The organism is Myroides sp. JBRI-B21084, assembly GCF_030545015.1.
GTDB lineage: Bacteria > Bacteroidota > Bacteroidia > Flavobacteriales > Flavobacteriaceae > Flavobacterium.
This window is the reverse complement of record NZ_CP120653.1, coordinates 1,629,206-1,645,714: the sequence shown is the minus strand read 5'-3', so window position 1 is coordinate 1,645,714 and position 16,509 is coordinate 1,629,206. Positions and strand designations below refer to the sequence as shown.

General features: G+C 30.2%; 12 protein-coding genes. 8 read left to right on the top strand and 4 right to left on the bottom strand.

What is annotated here, in order from left to right; all coding sequences use genetic code 11:
• The first annotated feature begins 43 nt into the window (after positions 1 to 43).
• Entirely contained in the window at positions 44 to 403 is a 360-nt protein-coding gene (locus tag P3875_RS07995) for a DUF983 domain-containing protein (protein WP_303443437.1), read from the top strand.
• Here the strand turns inward: P3875_RS07995 and P3875_RS07990 are convergent, their stop codons facing one another.
• Entirely contained in the window at positions 404 to 1,288 is an 885-nt protein-coding gene (locus P3875_RS07990) for an AraC family transcriptional regulator (protein WP_303443436.1), read from the bottom strand.
• A 215-nt stretch (positions 1,289 to 1,503) separates the two neighbouring features.
• Between P3875_RS07990 and P3875_RS07985 the strand changes: the two genes are divergently transcribed.
• The 5 genes from P3875_RS07985 (at position 1,504) to mqo (ending at position 7,952) form a co-directional block, all read left to right on the top strand.
• Positions 1,504 to 2,256: an SDR family NAD(P)-dependent oxidoreductase gene (locus P3875_RS07985; protein WP_303443435.1), complete on the top strand. Its 753-nt coding sequence runs from the start codon at positions 1,504 to 1,506 to the stop codon at positions 2,254 to 2,256.
• A 122-nt stretch (positions 2,257 to 2,378) separates the two neighbouring features.
• Positions 2,379 to 4,601 (top strand): TonB-dependent receptor family protein, encoded by a 2,223-nt coding sequence (locus P3875_RS07980; RefSeq protein WP_303443434.1) that lies wholly within the window; start codon positions 2,379 to 2,381, stop codon positions 4,599 to 4,601.
• Positions 4,602 to 4,820: 219 nt separating this feature from the next.
• A complete protein-coding gene (locus P3875_RS07975) occupies positions 4,821 to 6,005 on the top strand; it encodes an AIR synthase related protein (protein ID WP_303443433.1) in 1,185 nt (394 codons plus the stop codon).
• Positions 6,006 to 6,015: 10 nt separating this feature from the next.
• Positions 6,016 to 6,420 (top strand): Holliday junction resolvase RuvX, encoded by a 405-nt coding sequence (gene ruvX, locus P3875_RS07970; RefSeq protein WP_303443432.1) that lies wholly within the window; start codon positions 6,016 to 6,018, stop codon positions 6,418 to 6,420.
• Between the two features lie 41 nt (positions 6,421 to 6,461).
• A complete protein-coding gene (gene mqo, locus P3875_RS07965; protein WP_303443431.1) occupies positions 6,462 to 7,952 on the top strand; it encodes a malate dehydrogenase (quinone) in 1,491 nt (496 codons plus the stop codon).
• An 18-nt stretch (positions 7,953 to 7,970) separates the two neighbouring features.
• Here mqo and P3875_RS07960 read toward each other — a convergent pair whose 3' ends face one another.
• From P3875_RS07960 to tsaD, 3 genes are read right to left on the bottom strand one after another with little or no spacing between them, the layout of a single operon-like run.
• Positions 7,971 to 9,140 carry a THUMP-like domain-containing protein gene (locus P3875_RS07960; protein WP_303443430.1) on the bottom strand — a complete coding sequence of 390 codons (1,170 nt, stop codon included), beginning with the start codon at positions 9,138 to 9,140 and terminating at the stop codon, positions 7,971 to 7,973.
• A 3-nt stretch (positions 9,141 to 9,143) separates the two neighbouring features.
• Positions 9,144 to 9,848 (bottom strand): 16S rRNA (uracil(1498)-N(3))-methyltransferase, encoded by a 705-nt coding sequence (locus P3875_RS07955; protein ID WP_303443429.1) that lies wholly within the window; start codon positions 9,846 to 9,848, stop codon positions 9,144 to 9,146.
• 1 nt (position 9,849) lies between these two features.
• Positions 9,850 to 10,869, bottom strand: coding sequence for a tRNA (adenosine(37)-N6)-threonylcarbamoyltransferase complex transferase subunit TsaD (gene tsaD / locus P3875_RS07950; RefSeq protein WP_303443428.1), 1,020 nt, complete (start codon positions 10,867 to 10,869; stop codon positions 9,850 to 9,852).
• A 175-nt stretch (positions 10,870 to 11,044) separates the two neighbouring features.
• Between tsaD and P3875_RS07945 the strand changes: the two genes are divergently transcribed.
• Entirely contained in the window at positions 11,045 to 15,466 is a 4,422-nt protein-coding gene (locus P3875_RS07945) for a translocation/assembly module TamB domain-containing protein (protein ID WP_303443427.1), read from the top strand.
• Positions 15,467 to 15,519: 53 nt separating this feature from the next.
• Positions 15,520 to 16,509 (top strand): 6-phosphofructokinase, encoded by a 990-nt coding sequence (gene pfkA / locus P3875_RS07940; RefSeq protein WP_303443425.1) that lies wholly within the window; start codon positions 15,520 to 15,522, stop codon positions 16,507 to 16,509.

The window sequence follows — 16,509 nt, the reverse complement described above, 5'->3', positions numbered from 1 at the left end:
AAAAAAAACATTTAACTGTATCTTTGTACAAAATTAATAAGAAATGTCTTACGTAACTAAAGTTTTAAGCGGTACTTGTCCTAAATGTGGACAAACAAAAGTTTTTAAGAAAAAAGGAAATCCGTTATTATTAGAAATGCCAGTAATGCATGAAAATTGTTCTAAATGTGGGTATTCCTATCATCCAGAACCTGGGTTTTATTACGGTGGAATGTACATGAGTTACGCTTTAACAGTTGCAGAAATGGTTGCTGTTTTTGTATTAGGGTTACTTTTAAAAGTAAATTTTTTAAATATTTTTATTGGTGTTGTTGTAGTAATCTTGTTAATGTCTACATTTAATTACCGTATGTCGCGTTTAATGTGGCTTAATTTATTTTATAAAAATGAAAACGAGCAATAGTTATTCTTCTAAATTATAGTGCTTTTTAAATTCAGATGCTTTTATTCCTGAATGTTTTTTAAACAGTCGCGAGAAGTATGTATAATCTGTATAACCTAATTTTAAAGCTATTTCTTTTAATGATAGATTGGTGTAAAGCAACTCGCGTTTTGCTTCTAAAATAACTCGGTCTGTAATAATTTGGGTAGTGGTTTTTTGAGTTACAGTTTGTACAATTCTATTTAAATGCTTTTGTGTAATATTTAATAAATCTGCGTATTTACTTGCCGATTTATTTTCTTTAAATAAACTGTCGACTAGTTTTTCAAAATTAGAAAACACATTTTGATAATGTTTTAAAAGTATATTGTTGTTTTGATTTTGACTTTCATGTAAACGGTTTAAATATATATAGATTTGTGTAATGTATGTTAAAATAAATTGTTTGTATTTTTTTTGTTGCTTAAGCGTTTCAGTATAAAGATTTACAAATATTAATTGAATAATTTTAAGTTGTTCTTCGTTTAAAAAAATATGTTTTTCTGTAAAATTCGATTCAAAAAATGGAAAATCTTTTATAGAATGATTTAAATAAGCCGTTTCATAAAAATCGGTCGAATGAAAAAATAAAAAACCATCTGCATCCTCAGACAATTCCCAAGAGTGTGTTTGCCCTGGCTGTAAAAAAAATACCGAACCCGGATTTACTTTATATTGATTAAAATCTATTTCATGAATTCCTGTACCTTTTGTAAATAAAAATACTGCATAAAAATTATGTTTATGCGGCTTTTCAATACGTGAATGATGCAGTTGTAAGTGATTTAGTATCGTGTTTGCATAAATAGAATTTTCACTATTTGTGTTTTTAAAATCATTAATTTTTAACAATTCAATTTCATTCATGTTAAATATTTTGTGTAATTAATTATAAATCAATAACTTTGGTTTGTTACAAACAAAACTTTGTATTTCATATTTATTTTTTAAAGATTGCTTAGACCTACTGGGCAATCTTTTTTTAAATATAAACAAAAGCAATCATTTTTTTTTAAATTCATATCTAAAATAGCTATTAAGTATACTAAAAATCTTTTTAAATTTGTTTTTTACAAAAAACTATGAAAACAATTTTAATTACAGGAGCAAGTTCTGGTATTGGTTACGCTACTGCAAAAGCTTTAGCAAACAACAATAGATTGATATTATGCGGAAGAAGAAATGAAAAACTGCTTCAACTTAAAGCTGAGTTAACTAATACAGAGTGTTACCTTTTAAATTTTGATGTTGTACATAAAGATGACGTTTTTAAATCGTTTGAAAACCTTCCAAAAGAGTGGCAAAATATTGATGTTTTAATTAACAATGCCGGTAATGCTCACGGTTTAGCAAGTTTTCAAGACGCTGATTTGAATGATTTAGATGCAATGATAGATAGTAATGTAAAGGGGGTTATATATGTTACTAAAGCATGCTTACCTTATTTGCAGAATTCTGAAAATGCGCATATTATTAATATTTCTTCCATTGCTGGTAAACAAGCATATACAAATGGGGCTACATATTGCGCATCTAAATGGGCTGTTGAAGCGCTGACCAAAGGCATGCGATTAGATTTTTTACCGTTGGGAATTAAAGTTACATCAATTGCACCAGGTGTCGTAGAAACCGAGTTTTCATTGGTGCGTTTTAAAGGCGATACTCAAAAAGCAACTAAAGTTTATGAAGGGTTTGATCCATTAAAAGCAGAGGATATTGCAGAAACCATTGCTTTTGCTGTAAATCAGCCAAAACATGTGCAACTTGCTGATATTACGATATTACCAAAAGCACAAGCTGATGCTACAACTATTTTAAAAAATAATTTATACTAAATCTAATTATAAATATAACTAATTGATTTATATTGTTTTGTGATTTTTGTGTTTCATTTTGATTAGAAATATTATTTTTATTAATTCTAAATTAATACATTTGCGTCAAATTTTAATGATTCATGAAGAAAATTACAATTCTAGCTATTAGTATTCCTTTTTTTAATTCAGCATTTGCTCAAGAAGTTAATCAAACAATTGATTCAACTCAGTTAAAAGAAATAATAATAATTACTGATGCCGAAATAGGCAGTAAGTTTAAATCAAAAAATCAATCGGGAACTAATTATTTTATATCGCCAGAAGAAATTGCGCGTTTTAAATATACCGATGTAAATAGAATTTTACAAAGTGTACCTGGAATTACAATCGTAGATGAAGAAGGTTTTGGACAGCGACCAAGTATTGGTTTGCGTGGTACTGCACCTACACGTACATCTAAAATATCGTTAATGGAAGATGGGGTTTTAATTGCACCTGCGCCATACATAGCATCAGAAGCGTATTATTTTCCTACTATAAATCGCATTCAAGCTATTGAAATTTTAAAAGGAAGTAGTCAAATTCAATATGGACCTTTTACAACTGGCGGTGCAATTAACTTGGTTTCAACTCAAATTCCAAACTATTTTAAAGGAAAAGCACAATTTAATTATGGAAGTTTCAACACTAGAAATGCCTATTTTAATGTAGGTGATGCTAATGAAACACTTGGGTATTTAATAGAATACAATAATAGAACTTCGGACGGTTTTAAAAAAATAGATTTTAGTAATAAAAATACCGGTTTTTCTGGAAATGATTATTTAGCAAAATTCAGAGTTAATTCTAAATATAATGCAAAAGTATATCAATCATTAATGTTAAAATTACAATATTCTGAAGAAACTGCAAACGAAACTTATTTAGGATTAACAGATGATGATTTTAAATCGAACCATAAAAGAAGATACATCGCTTCGGAAAATGATCAAATTGCAACTGAACATTTTCAATTTATGGCTACACATGTTATTAAACCTACAAAAAATATAAATGTAACTACAAAAGTATATCGCAATAACTTTAAACGTAATTGGTATAAATTGAATGATATTAGATTAAACGATGAAAACTTGTCATTAGCTAATGTACTTCAAGACCCAAATAAATACCCAGATGCATACAATTTATTAACGGGTGCAACAAACGGTACAGATAATTCACTTCGTTACCGTGCAAATAATCGCGAATATCAAACAACTGGTTTACAAACTGTAGCAAATTTTAAATTTAATAGCAATACATTAAAACACGATTTAGATTTAGGAATTAGATACCATGAAGAATCAGAAGATCGTTTTCATTGGACAGATGGATACACCATTCGCGATAAAAAATTAATAAAAACATCGGCGGGTGTTCCAGGTACACAAACCAATTTAATTACAAACGGCTACACTTTTGCTACCTACGCACTTTATAATTTAACTTATAATAAATTAAAGGTGTCACCAGGGATGCGTTACGAAAGTATGAGATTTACAAGTGTCGATTTTGGAACAGCAAATCCTGAACGCAATGCAACATTGCCAACAACGGTTAATCAAAACAATGCAGATGTGGTTATTCCAGGTATTAGTACATTATTTACATTTAACAATAACACATCAATTTTTGCCAGCGTACATAAAGGATTTGCACCTCCAGGAGTTAAAAAAGGTCAAAAACCTGAAGAAAGTATTAATTTTGAAATAGGATCACGCTATAACAAAAATGCACTATCAACTGAAGTTGTATTTTTTAACAACTCCTATTCAAATATGTTAGGTGCCGATACTAATGCAGTTGGTGGAACTGGTGAAGGTGATTTATTTAACGCTGGTAAAGCTACAGTTACAGGTTTTGAAGTTTTAATTGGTTATGATTTTGCAGCAACCAAAGAATTTAAAGTTCCTTTTACTTTTAATTATACTTTTACACAAACCGAACTTAAAAGTAATTTTAGCAGCGGGGTAGAAGCTTGGGGAAATGTTACAGTTGGCGATGAAATTCCGTATATTCCTAAACACGTTTTTAGTGCAAGTTTAGGTTTAGAGAACAATAATTTTAAAGCGTATCTGAATGCGCGATATAATGGTGCATTTAGAACAAAATCGGGACAAGGTACTTTGGTTGAAAATGCTAAAATTAATAGCTTTTTAGTTTTTGATTTTGCAAGCAGTTACCAAATTAATAAGTATCTTACTTTTAATGCACAAATTTTAAATGTATTAAACAATAAATATGCAGTTGCGCGTGTACCAGCTGGTTTACGTCCGGGTATGCCATTTGCAATAAACACTGGAGTTACAGTTCAATTTTAAAAAATAGATAAATTCATATTTTTAGGTTTCGGTTTTTACCGAAACCTTTTTATTTACAACTATTTTTTTTTCTGCATGAAAAAATATTAATTACATGAATAAAAACACAATTTAATATGGTTTAAAACTAAAAGATTTTAAATAAAATATTTTATTTGCTTATTACATTGCAAAACATTCATTTTAAGTGTAAATTTGCACAGCAACACAACAAAATATATGAATTCAGATAATAGTACAAATCGTTATGCGCAACGCGGTGTATCTGCCCAAAAAGAAGACGTGCACAACGCAATTAAAAACATTGACAAAGGTTTATTTCCTAAAGCTTTCTGTAAAATTGTTCCCGATTATTTAACAAATAACGAAGATTATTGTTTAATAATGCATGCCGATGGTGCGGGTACAAAATCATCGTTAGCATATTTATATTGGAAAGAAACAGGCGATTTATCTGTATGGAAAGGCATTGCACAAGATGCTTTAATAATGAATATTGATGATTTGTTATGTGTTGGTGCTACCGATAACATTATGCTATCTTCAACCATTGGTAGAAATAAAAATTTGGTTCCGGGCGAAGTAATTTCTGCTATTATTAATGGAACGGAAGAATTAATCAACGATTTAAAACAATTTGGCGTAACTATACATTCAACAGGTGGTGAAACTGCCGATGTTGGAGATGTTGTACGTACCATTATTGTTGATTCTACAGTTACAGCGCGAATGAAACGCAGCGATGTGATTGATAATGCAAACATACAAGCAGGTGATGTAATTGTTGGATTAGAATCGTTTGGCCAAGCAACTTATGAAACCGAATATAACGGGGGTATGGGTAGTAACGGCTTAACTTCTGCTCGTCATGATGTTTTCGCACATTATTTAGCTGAAAATTATCCAGAAAGTTTTGACCCATCTGTACCTAAAGATTTAATTTATTCAGGTACAAAAAAATTAACCGATGAGGTAGAAGATGCACCTATAAACGCAGGTAAATTAGTACTTTCACCAACACGTACCTATGCACCAATTATTAAGGCTATTTTAGCAAAATATGCTTCAAATAATATACACGGTATGGTACATTGCTCAGGTGGTGCACAAACTAAAGTGTTGCATTTTGTTGATAATGTGCATGTTATTAAAGATAACTTATTTCCAATTCCTCCTTTATTTAAATTAATTCAAGAAGAATCAAAAACAGGTTGGAAAGAAATGTTTCAGGTTTTTAACTGCGGACACCGTATGGAATTATACGTAACCCCTGAAGTAGCAAATGATATTATAGAAATTTCTAAATCGTTTAATGTTAATGCGCAAATAGTTGGTAGAGTAGAAGCTGCTGATACAAAAAAATTAACCATTCAATCTGCTTACGGAACTTTTGAATACGAATAACAACAGATTAATGGCCATTGATTATGGCAGTAAACGTACAGGAATTGCTGTAACCGATGAGTTGCAAATAATTGCATCGGGTTTAACAACTGTTGAAACAAAAAATGTTTTTACTTTTTTAGAAACCTATTTAAAAACAGAAAACGTTTCTAAAATAATTGTTGGTGAACCTAAAAGATTAAATAACGAAGCATCATCAATTGCTACTGAAATTAATAAATTTGTAGAAAAATTAACTCAACTATTTCCTGAAATAGAGTTAGTTAGGTTAGATGAACGCTTTACATCTAAAATTGCTTTTCAAACAATGATTGATAGCGGTTTAAAGAAAAAACAAAGACAAAATAAAGCATTGCTTGATGAAATTGCAGCTACTATTTTGCTGCAAGATTATATGAGTAGCCAACGTTTTTAAAACATAAAACCAAAATTTAAAATAATTTAGATCATTTTAAAATGTTAACAAATAAAGGTACAGAAAGCGATATTGTATTAATAGGTGCAGGTATAATGAGTGCTACACTTGGATTGTTGTTAAAAGAATTAAACAGCAATGCAACTATTGAAATTTTTGAACGTTTAGATAGTGCTGCAAATGAAAGTTCTGACGCAATGAATAATGCCGGAACCGGACACGCTGCTTTTTGTGAATTAAATTATACACCTGAAAAAAACGGGGTAATTGATACAACTAAAGCATTAGATATTTGTGAACAGTTTGAAGAGTCACGCCAATTTTGGTCGTACCTTGTTAAGAAAAACATTATACAATCGCCAAAATCATTTGTAAACTCTGTACCACACATGAGTTTTGTATGGGGCGATAAAAATATAGATTTCTTAAAAAAGCGTCATCAAGCGTTAAAAAATCAACCACTATTTAGCAACATGCTTTATAGTGAAGATAAGGCTACCATTCAAAATTGGGCGCCTTTAATTATGCAAAATCGCAACGAAAACGATAAAGTTGCAGCAACATACATGGATTTGGGTACTGATGTAAATTTTGGAGAACTTACTCGTAAAATGATCAATCATCAGGTAAATCAAAACGGTGTAAATGTTACTTTTGATACCGAAGTTTACGACCTTAAAAAAACTACCGATGGCAAATGGAATGTTTATGTAAAGAACATTAAAACAGGTGAAAAAAGAGTTGTTAAAACTAAATTTGTTTTTATAGGTGCTGGTGGAGCGTCAATTTTATTGTTAAAAAAATCGGGAATTCCAGAAGGAAATTCATACGGTGGTTTTCCAGTTTCAGGACAATGGTTAGTTTGTGAAGATGAAAATTTGGCAGCACAACATTTTGCAAAAGTGTATGGATTAGCTTCGGTTGGTGCTCCGCCTATGTCGGTTCCACATTTAGATACCCGTTTTGTTAATGGAAAGAAATCGTTATTGTTTGGTCCATATGCAGGGTTTTCAACTAAATTTCTAAAAACAGGTTCGTATTGGGATTTATTCAGTTCAATTTCAACCGGAAATATTGGAACCATGGTTGGTGCAGGATTAGATAATATGGCATTAACCAAATATTTAATTTCAGAAGTATTAGCATCGCCAGATAAAAAAATGGCATCGTTAAAAGAATATTTTCCAAATGCAAATCCAAAAGATTGGCGTTTAGAAATTGCTGGTCAACGTGTACAAACCATGAAACGTAATAGTGAAGGTAAGCCAGAATTAGCATTTGGAACTGAGGTGGTTAGTGCTGCCGATGGTAGTTTGGCTGTATTGTTAGGGGCGTCGCCTGGTGCTTCAACAACAGTAACTATTATGTTAAAACTTATAGAAAAATGTTTTGTGAACGATTTTAAATCTGCTGAATGGCAAGCTAAGTTTAAAGAAATGATTCCTTCGTTCGGATTAAAATTAAATGATCATCCGGAATTATTAAAAGAATTAAGAGCAGAAACTTCTAAAACGTTAGAATTAAAATATTAAAAAATAACGACTTGATATTCAAGTCGTTATTTTTTTGCAAAGTATTACAATTTTATCTTCATTTAAATTTGTTGTAAAAAAAGCATAACATTCGCCACCATCTTTAATTTTGTGTTTTTTTCTAATTTCTTCAACTTTTAAAGGAAAATTTCGGGTTGTGATATTACATTTTGTGTTTTCTAATAATTTTAGTTCCTTTTTGTTGTAAGGAATAATTTGCTCTATTTTAAAGCATCGCCCTGGAAAATCAATTAATTGATTAGAAGTATATAAATGAGTGTGTTTGTGCAATTTGGCTAAGTCAAATTTATTACCTATGGTGTTGTAATTCCCTAACTTTAAATAACTACTAAATGGTTCATAAAGATATTTTAAAGGCAATGATAAATTAAAGTCTTTAACATCATTTAAAGGAAATGTATCTTGATAAATTTTACCGTTATTTAAAATATTTACAGCAGTTAATTCTGTTTCGTTCCTAAAATCCTTTTCTAAAACTATTAAAAGCTCTTTAACTTCGTTGTGTAAAGCAATTGCATAAATAGTTTTCACATTTTTCAATTCGTTTAAAATAGACGAAATATCTAACAAAGGAGCTACTTTAATTAAAACAGTATTTGTTTTTTCAAATAAAAAATCTTGTAATTCTACTACGTTTGGTGTGCAATCTTTTAATAAAAATACCTTTGATTTTTGACCATCTCGGCGAGCAGGATCTAAATAAATTAAATCAAAGTTTTGATTTAAATTTTTAAGATATTCAATACTATCACCCGAAAATGTTTGAATATTTGTTACACTTAATTCGTTGAAATTATGCTTGGCTATAATAGCTAAATCATCTTGAATTTCGCAATAAAAAACATGTTTAAACTTCTTTGCAAAGTACAAATCATCCACTCCAAACCCACTTGTTAAATCAATAAATGAATCGCCACTGAATAAAGTAGCTTTAAATTGAGCCAAAGTTTCAGACGAAGTTTGTTCAACAGATAAAACACTAGGAAAAATTACATTTTTATTAGCAAACCAGGTTGGTAGTTTGTTTTCGGCCTTTTTTTTAGCTTGAATTTGATTTAAAATCCAACTCCATTCATATTCTGGAAATGGATTCTTTTTAAATGCAATTTCTTTAATGTTTTTATTTAGGTGATTATTTATAAAATTTTGTAAATCAGTATTTAACATAAATTAGCTGTTCATTATTACAAAAGTATGGCAGCCAACAATTGCGGCAGTTTCGGTACGTAAACGCGTGTTTCCTAAAGCTACAGGTAAATAACCATTGTTAAGTGCTTTGTTTATTTCGTTTGTTGAAAAATCGCCTTCTGGTCCAATTAATAAGGTGTAGTTTTGTTGCTTTTCAATTCTGTTTTTTAATTCAATTTTATCAGTTTCTTCACAATGTGCAATAAACTTTTGTCCGCTGATTTCTTTCGATAAAAAATCGGTAAGTTTAATTGGTTCGTTTAAAATGGGTAAATACATTTGATTAGATTGCTTCATAGCACTGATTAAAATTTTATCGAAACGATCTGTTTTAATAATTTTTCTTTCAGAATGATCGCAAATAATAGGTGTAACTTCATCAACTCCAATTTCAGCCGCTTTTTCTAAAAACCATTCGTAGCGATCGTTCATTTTTGTTGGTGCAACCACCATGTGTATTTTAAAGTTTCTTGGTTCGGTAAATTGCGATTCCTTTATTTTTACGATACATTTTTTTTCTGATGCTAAAATAATTTCACAAATAAATAAATAACCTTTTCCGTTGGTAATGTGTAAAATAGAACCTTCTAATTTACGTAAAACTTTAACTATGTGTTTGCTTTCTTCTTTATCAAAAGTATATTCTGTAAATGTAGGTTCAATATTTTCGGCGTAAAATAACTGCATATTAAAATTCTAATCTTGCTTTTGAAACAACTTCATCATTACTCATTATACCTAATCGATATTTATGATAACCAACTATACCAATCATAGCAGCATTATCTGTTGTATATTCAAATTTAGGTATAAATGTTTTCCAGCCATATTTGGTTTCGGTCTCTTTTAAAGCTTTACGAATGCCCGAATTTGCAGAAACGCCACCACCAATTGCTATTTGAGTAATTCCTGTTTGTTCAACGGCTAATTTAATTTTATCCATTAATATTTTAATGATAATGTTTTGAACAGATGCGCAAATATCATTAATGTTTTCTTTTACAAAATCCGGATTTTTCTGAACTTCTTTTTGTATAAAATACAAAATCTGCGTTTTTAATCCGGAAAAACTAAAATGCAAACCTTCAACTTTTGGTTTGGTAAATGTAAAAGCTTTCGGGTTACCATTTTGTGCGTGTTTGTCAATTAATGGACCACCTGGGTAAGGAAAGCCTAAAATTTTAGCTGTTTTATCGTACGCTTCACCAACTGCATCATCAGTAGTCTCACCTAAAATTTCCATTTCTGTAAATGATTTTACCTTCACAATTTGGGTATGTCCGCCACTAATTGTTAACGCTAAAAATGGAAATGTTGGTTTTTCAAATCCATCTTCATCAATAAAATGAGCTAAAATGTGTGCGTGCATATGGTTTACAGCAATTAACGGAATATCTAACGCCATACTTAACGATTTTGCAAAAGAACCACCAACAAGTAAAGATCCCATTAAGCCTGGGCCTTGCGTAAAAGCAATAGCACTAAGATTTTTAGTTGTTATACCTGCTTTTTTTAATGCAATATCAATCACCGGTACAATGTTTTGTTGGTGTGCACGCGATGCTAATTCAGGAATAACACCACCATACATTTCATGAATTTCTTGTTTTGCAACAACATTGCTTAAAACTTTATCGTTAAATAATACAGCAGCACCCGTATCATCACATGAACTTTCTATAGCTAAAATATAACTTTTTTTATCCATTTTAATAATTGGTATAATTTATGAATAAAAGAGTACATAAATGCACACAAACTTTACATAAATTAATTATTTTTGTTACGATTTAATAAGCAAATTTAAAACAATTAAGGTTATCAAAAAACTTTTTAAAATACTGTTTACACTGTTGTTGGGTTTGGCACTAATTTTTGTTTTAGTGGCAGTAATAATTACAACCCCAATTGTACAAACAGAATTGGCACATTACGCAACTAAACAATTAAATGAAAAGTTTAATATTCGCACTTCTATAGGTCAAGTTGCACTACAAATTAACGGTGATGTACTTATTAAACAAGTACATATTTTAGACGATCACAACAATGATTTGGTTTATATTGACCGCCTTTATACAGATATTATTGATTTTAAACAATTAACGCAAGGAAAACTACTTTTTGGCGATACTAATATTCAAGATGTTTCTTTTTTTATACACAAATACAAAGGAGATTCTTTAACCAATTTAGATAAATTTATTGCTGTTTTTGATGACGGTAAGCCAGGAAAAGGCAATTTTTTTATGAAAATTGAGCATTTAGATCTTTCTAATGGTCATTTTAAAATTACCGATGATAACACCAAAAATACGCCTGTAGATTTTAAGCAAATGAATGGTTCTTTAAATAATTTAATTGTGAAAGGACCAAACATTAATGCTGATATTACCAAATTAACTTTTAAAGACAAGCGTGGAATTGAAATTAAAGACTTGGTTACAAGTTTTTCAATGACAAAAACGTCAATGAATTTAAAACCTTTTTTAATAGAAACTGAAGATTCTGAACTAAAAGGTACTATTAAAATGAACTACAAAGAAGGTGATCTTAAATATTTTACCGAAAAAGTAAATTTGGTAGTTTCTTTACAAAAATCTAAAATTTCAACAAACGATTTAAATTATTTTTACAACAAATTTGGATTGAATAATACTTTGTATTTAAATACAAATGCTGTTGGAACATTAAATAATTTTAAACTTGAAAACACTCAATTATCTGATACTTTTGGATCTGAAATTATTGGAAATTTTGCTTTAAAAAATGTTTTTGTTAAAACAAATCCATTGCGAATTGAAGCTAATTTTAATAGATTAAATACCTCTCGTACAAATGCTGTTGCTTTATTACCTTCTATTTTAGAAAAAGCTTTACCACAACAATTAGATAAATTGGGTTTAATAAACGCCCAAGGTTTTGTTGCGTATGAGAATTTTTATGTAGATGCCAATCTTGAAACAACTACCAATTTAGGTTTTGCAAAAGCCGATTTAGAACTTTGGAATGTTAACCAAAAGCAAAACGCAACATATAAAGGAGTTGTAGTCTTAGATAATTTTGATGTTGGAACTTTAATCGATAATCAAAAACTACAAACAGCATCGCTAACTGCAGAAGTTAATGGTAAAAGTTTTGACCCAAGTACGTTAAATACACTTTTAAAAAGTGATATTCAACATTTTACTTTTAATAATTATACTTATAAAAATATTGCTGTAGATGGTGTTTTGAAATTGCCTGCATATACCGGAACTTTAGTAAGTAACGACCCCAATGCTTTGCTAAATTTTAATGGTACTTTAGACTTATCTAAAGAAAAAACAGCGGTTGATTTTAAAGCCGATATTAAAAATTTAAACTTGAACGCTTTACATATTGTAAAGGATTCGTTAGGTATTTTAAAAGGGAATTTTGTTTTAAACGGAACCGGAAAAAATATTGATACATTTGAAGGCTCTATTTTGGCAGAAAACACATCGTACACAAACACTAAAGATACCTATACATTTGATCATTTACGTATTAATTCATCATTTTTACCCAATAAATCAAGACTAATTGCAATAGAATCAACCGATTTGGTTAATGGATACATTCGCGGAAATTTTAAATTTAATCAGCTAAAAGATATTGTAGAAAATTCATTAGGTAGCTTGTATAAAAATTATTCGCCCAATAAAATTGCAACAAACCAATACATTGAGTACGATTTAAAAATTCAAAATAAAATCATTGATGTTTTTATTCCTAAGTTAAAAATTGCCAACGAAACAAATTTGTTTGGTAAAATAACTGCTGATAGCGGTGAATTTATTTTAAATTTAAATGCTCCGTTTGTAAAATATGCTAATAATAAGTTTACCAATGTTCAAATAGATATGAACAGTTTGCGCGAAAATCAAAATACTTTTATAGGTATTGATACCATTGATTTAAACGTTTACAAAGCTTATGATTTTGTGTTAAATAATGCTAAGAAAAACGATACATTATACGTTGATACATCGTTTATTGGTGGTGCTGATGCAAAAGATAAATACGATTTAAATTTTTACCATACCATTAATCAAGAAAATAAATCAGTTGTTGGTATTCAAAAGTCTAAAGTACAATTTAAAGAATCGATTTGGTATTTAAATGAATACAACAACGATAAAAACAGAATAGTTTTTAATAAAGAAATTAATGATTTTGTGGTTGAAGATATTCAATTATCACATAACGAGCAAATGGTTTTGTTAAGCGGTGGTATGCGTGGAAACAACTACAAAAATTTGAATCTTGACTTTAAAAATGTTGAATTAGATAAAATTACCCCCGATTTATCAAATTTAACTTTTGGTGGTTTAATAAACGGAAATGTTTCGTTTGTGCAAGAAAACAATATTTTTAAACCAAAATCTAAACTACTTATAAACGATTTAACAATTAATAATGTTTTGTTAGGTTTGTTTAATTTTGAAGTAGAAGGCGATCAGGCATTGAGAAACTTTAATGTAAAATCCAATATTGTAAATAATTTTCAAGAACATTTTTACATGGATGGCGACATTTCGGTTGAAAAAGGTAAAAGTCGTCTTAACTTAGATGCAGGTTTTAAAAACTTTGATTTAAAAGCAATTGCTCCATTTTTAACATCAATATTTTCTGATGTTCGTGGCGATGCTTCCGGTAGAGTAACCATTCAAGGGACACATAAAAAACCAGATATCGAAGGCAAATTATACCTTAATAATGCAGGTATGCGACCTGTTTTTACTGGTGTTGATTATATTTTTAATAAAAACGCGCCTTTAGATGTTACTGAAAATCAATTCATCTTAAGAAATGTTGAAATAACCGATTCTAAATACAAAACAACTGGTTTTGTTAACGGAATTATATCGCACAACAAATTTAAAAATTGGAATATCAATGCCAAGTTAGCATCAACAAATTTATTGGCTTTAGATACCGATTATAAAGAAGGAACACCCTATTACGGAACCGCTTTTATTGATGGAACAGCAACAATTAAAGGACCAGTTGAAAATTTAGTTGTAAATATTGAGGCTAAATCAAACAAAGGTACCAACATTAAAATTCCATTAGATGATGCAGGTGGGTTGGGCGATAACAATTTTGTACATTTTTTATCAGCTAAAGAAAAAGCCGATCGTTTAAAAGGCATTCAAACAAAATCGCCAAATACACAATTTGGAGGGGTTCAATTAAATTTTGAATTTTTTATTAATCCAAGCGCCGAAATTGAAATTATTTTAGATCGCGATTCAGGGCACGGAATGAAAGGAAAAGGAGCAGGTTTTATTACCATGGAAATTAATACGCTTGGGCGATTTAATATGTGGGGCGATTTTCAGGTTTACAACGGTGAATACAACTTTAAATACGGTGGTATTATTGATAAAAAACTTGATGTTGTAAAATATGGTACCATTCGTTGGGATGGTGAACCACTTAATGCCATTTTAGATTTACAAGCCGTTTATAAAACACAGGCTAATCCTGGTTTAATTTTAGAAAGTTCTGAAATTAACCGCAAAGTTGATACAAAAGTTACCATAGCATTACAAGGTAATTTAAGTGCACCCGAGATTGACTTTTTAATTGATTTTCCTAACGTAAGTTCAAGTATAAAATCGGAAATAGAATACCGATTGGCCGATAAAGACACGCGTGAAACCCAAGCAATGGCATTGTTAGCTACAGGTAGTTTTGTTACTGCAACTAACGCAACAAATGCAGTTTATGGTAGTTTGTTTGAACGTGCAAGTAGTTTATTCGACGATTTGTTTTCTGATGACGAAGGTAAGTTTCAAGTCGGTTTAAATTACTCGCAAAGTGAAAGAAATCCTAATAAAGAAATTGAAGATGCGGCACGTGTAGGTGTAACTTTTTCAACCCAAATTACTGACCGTATTTTAGTGAACAGTAAATTAGGTGTGCCAATTGGTGGCCGCGAGCAAAATGTAATTGTGGGCGATGTGGAAGTTCAACTTTTATTAAACCCTGATGGAACTTTACGTGCTCGTGTTTTTAATCGCGAAAACGATATTAATTACATTGGCGAAGGTATTGTTTATAAACAAGGTATTGGTTTAACCTACGAAGTTGATTTTAATACATTTAAAGAATTAATAAAGAAAATTTTAGTAAAAGCCGATAAAAAAACTTCAGAGAAAAAAAATAATACCAATTTACCCGATGACGATGATTTTGGAGTTGAGTTTTTAAACTTTCAAGAAAACCGTCGAGAAGAAAATTCAAACGATACAAATTCAAAGCCAGAACCTAACTAGATTCTGGCTTTTTTTACTTTTTATTTGTATATTTAATCAATAACAAACAACATATGAATTTACAAAATATTAAACGAATAGCAGTACTAACTTCGGGTGGTGATGCCCCAGGTATGAATGCAACTATACGCGCAGTTGTAAGGGCATGTACTTTTTATAAAATAGATTGCTTTGGTGTTTTTCGCGGGTTTCAAGGATTAATTGAAGGTGATTTAAAACAAATGGGACCGCGTGATGTTAAATACATCATTTCAAAAGGAGGTACTATTTTAAAATCGGCACGTTCTAAAGAATTTATGACACTTGAAGGTCGCAAAAAAGCTTATGAAACATTACAAAAAAATCAAATAGATGCCCTGATTGTAATAGGTGGCGATGGAAGTTTTACAGGAGCTTTAATGCTTTCGGTTGAATTTAATTTTCCCGTAATAGGTATTCCTGGAACAATTGATAACGATATTTTTGGAACATCACACACCATAGGATACGATACCGCTTTGAATACCATTATTGATGTAGTTGATAAAATTCGCGATACGGCAACATCTCATAAACGCATCTTTTTTGTTGAAGTTATGGGACGTGATGCTGGCTTTGTTGCTTTAAATTCAGGAATAGGAATTGGCGCCGAAGCTATTTTAATTCCTGAAGAAAATATTGGTTTACCAAAATTATTAGAAAATTTAAAAAGAAGTAAAGCTAGTGGTAAATCAAGTTGTATTGTAATTGTTGCTGAAGGCGAAAAATCAGGCAAAAACGTTTATGAATTAAGTAATTATGTTGAAGAAAATTTACCTGAATATGATGTACGTGTTTCGGTAATAGGACATATACAGCGCGGTGGTGCGCCAAGTTGTTTTGATAGAGTTTTAGCAAGTAGATCTGGTGTAGCAGCTGTTGAAGCATTGTTAAAAGGCGAAAAGAATATAATGATTGGTTTACAAAACGATTTAATAGCTTACACACCGTTAGAAAAAGCTATTAAAGAACATGCACAAATTGATAAAGAATTAATAAGAATTTCTGATATTTTAGCAGTATAG

What these genes read in the sequence shown, in the direction of transcription:
- P3875_RS07995 (WP_303443437.1), top strand. Translation starts at nt 44, where the DNA reads ATGTCTTACGTAACTAAAGTTTTAAGCGGTACTTGTCCTAAATGTGGA.
- P3875_RS07990 (WP_303443436.1), bottom strand. Translation starts at nt 1,288, where the DNA reads ATGAATGAAATTGAATTGTTAAAAATTAATGATTTTAAAAACACAAAT.
- P3875_RS07985 (WP_303443435.1), top strand. Translation starts at nt 1,504, where the DNA reads ATGAAAACAATTTTAATTACAGGAGCAAGTTCTGGTATTGGTTACGCT.
- P3875_RS07980 (WP_303443434.1), top strand. Translation starts at nt 2,379, where the DNA reads ATGAAGAAAATTACAATTCTAGCTATTAGTATTCCTTTTTTTAATTCA.
- P3875_RS07975 (WP_303443433.1), top strand. Translation starts at nt 4,821, where the DNA reads ATGAATTCAGATAATAGTACAAATCGTTATGCGCAACGCGGTGTATCT.
- ruvX (WP_303443432.1), top strand. Translation starts at nt 6,016, where the DNA reads ATGGCCATTGATTATGGCAGTAAACGTACAGGAATTGCTGTAACCGAT.
- mqo (WP_303443431.1), top strand. Translation starts at nt 6,462, where the DNA reads ATGTTAACAAATAAAGGTACAGAAAGCGATATTGTATTAATAGGTGCA.
- P3875_RS07960 (WP_303443430.1), bottom strand. Translation starts at nt 9,140, where the DNA reads ATGTTAAATACTGATTTACAAAATTTTATAAATAATCACCTAAATAAA.
- P3875_RS07955 (WP_303443429.1), bottom strand. Translation starts at nt 9,848, where the DNA reads ATGCAGTTATTTTACGCCGAAAATATTGAACCTACATTTACAGAATAT.
- tsaD (WP_303443428.1), bottom strand. Translation starts at nt 10,869, where the DNA reads ATGGATAAAAAAAGTTATATTTTAGCTATAGAAAGTTCATGTGATGAT.
- pfkA (WP_303443425.1), top strand. Translation starts at nt 15,520, where the DNA reads ATGAATTTACAAAATATTAAACGAATAGCAGTACTAACTTCGGGTGGT.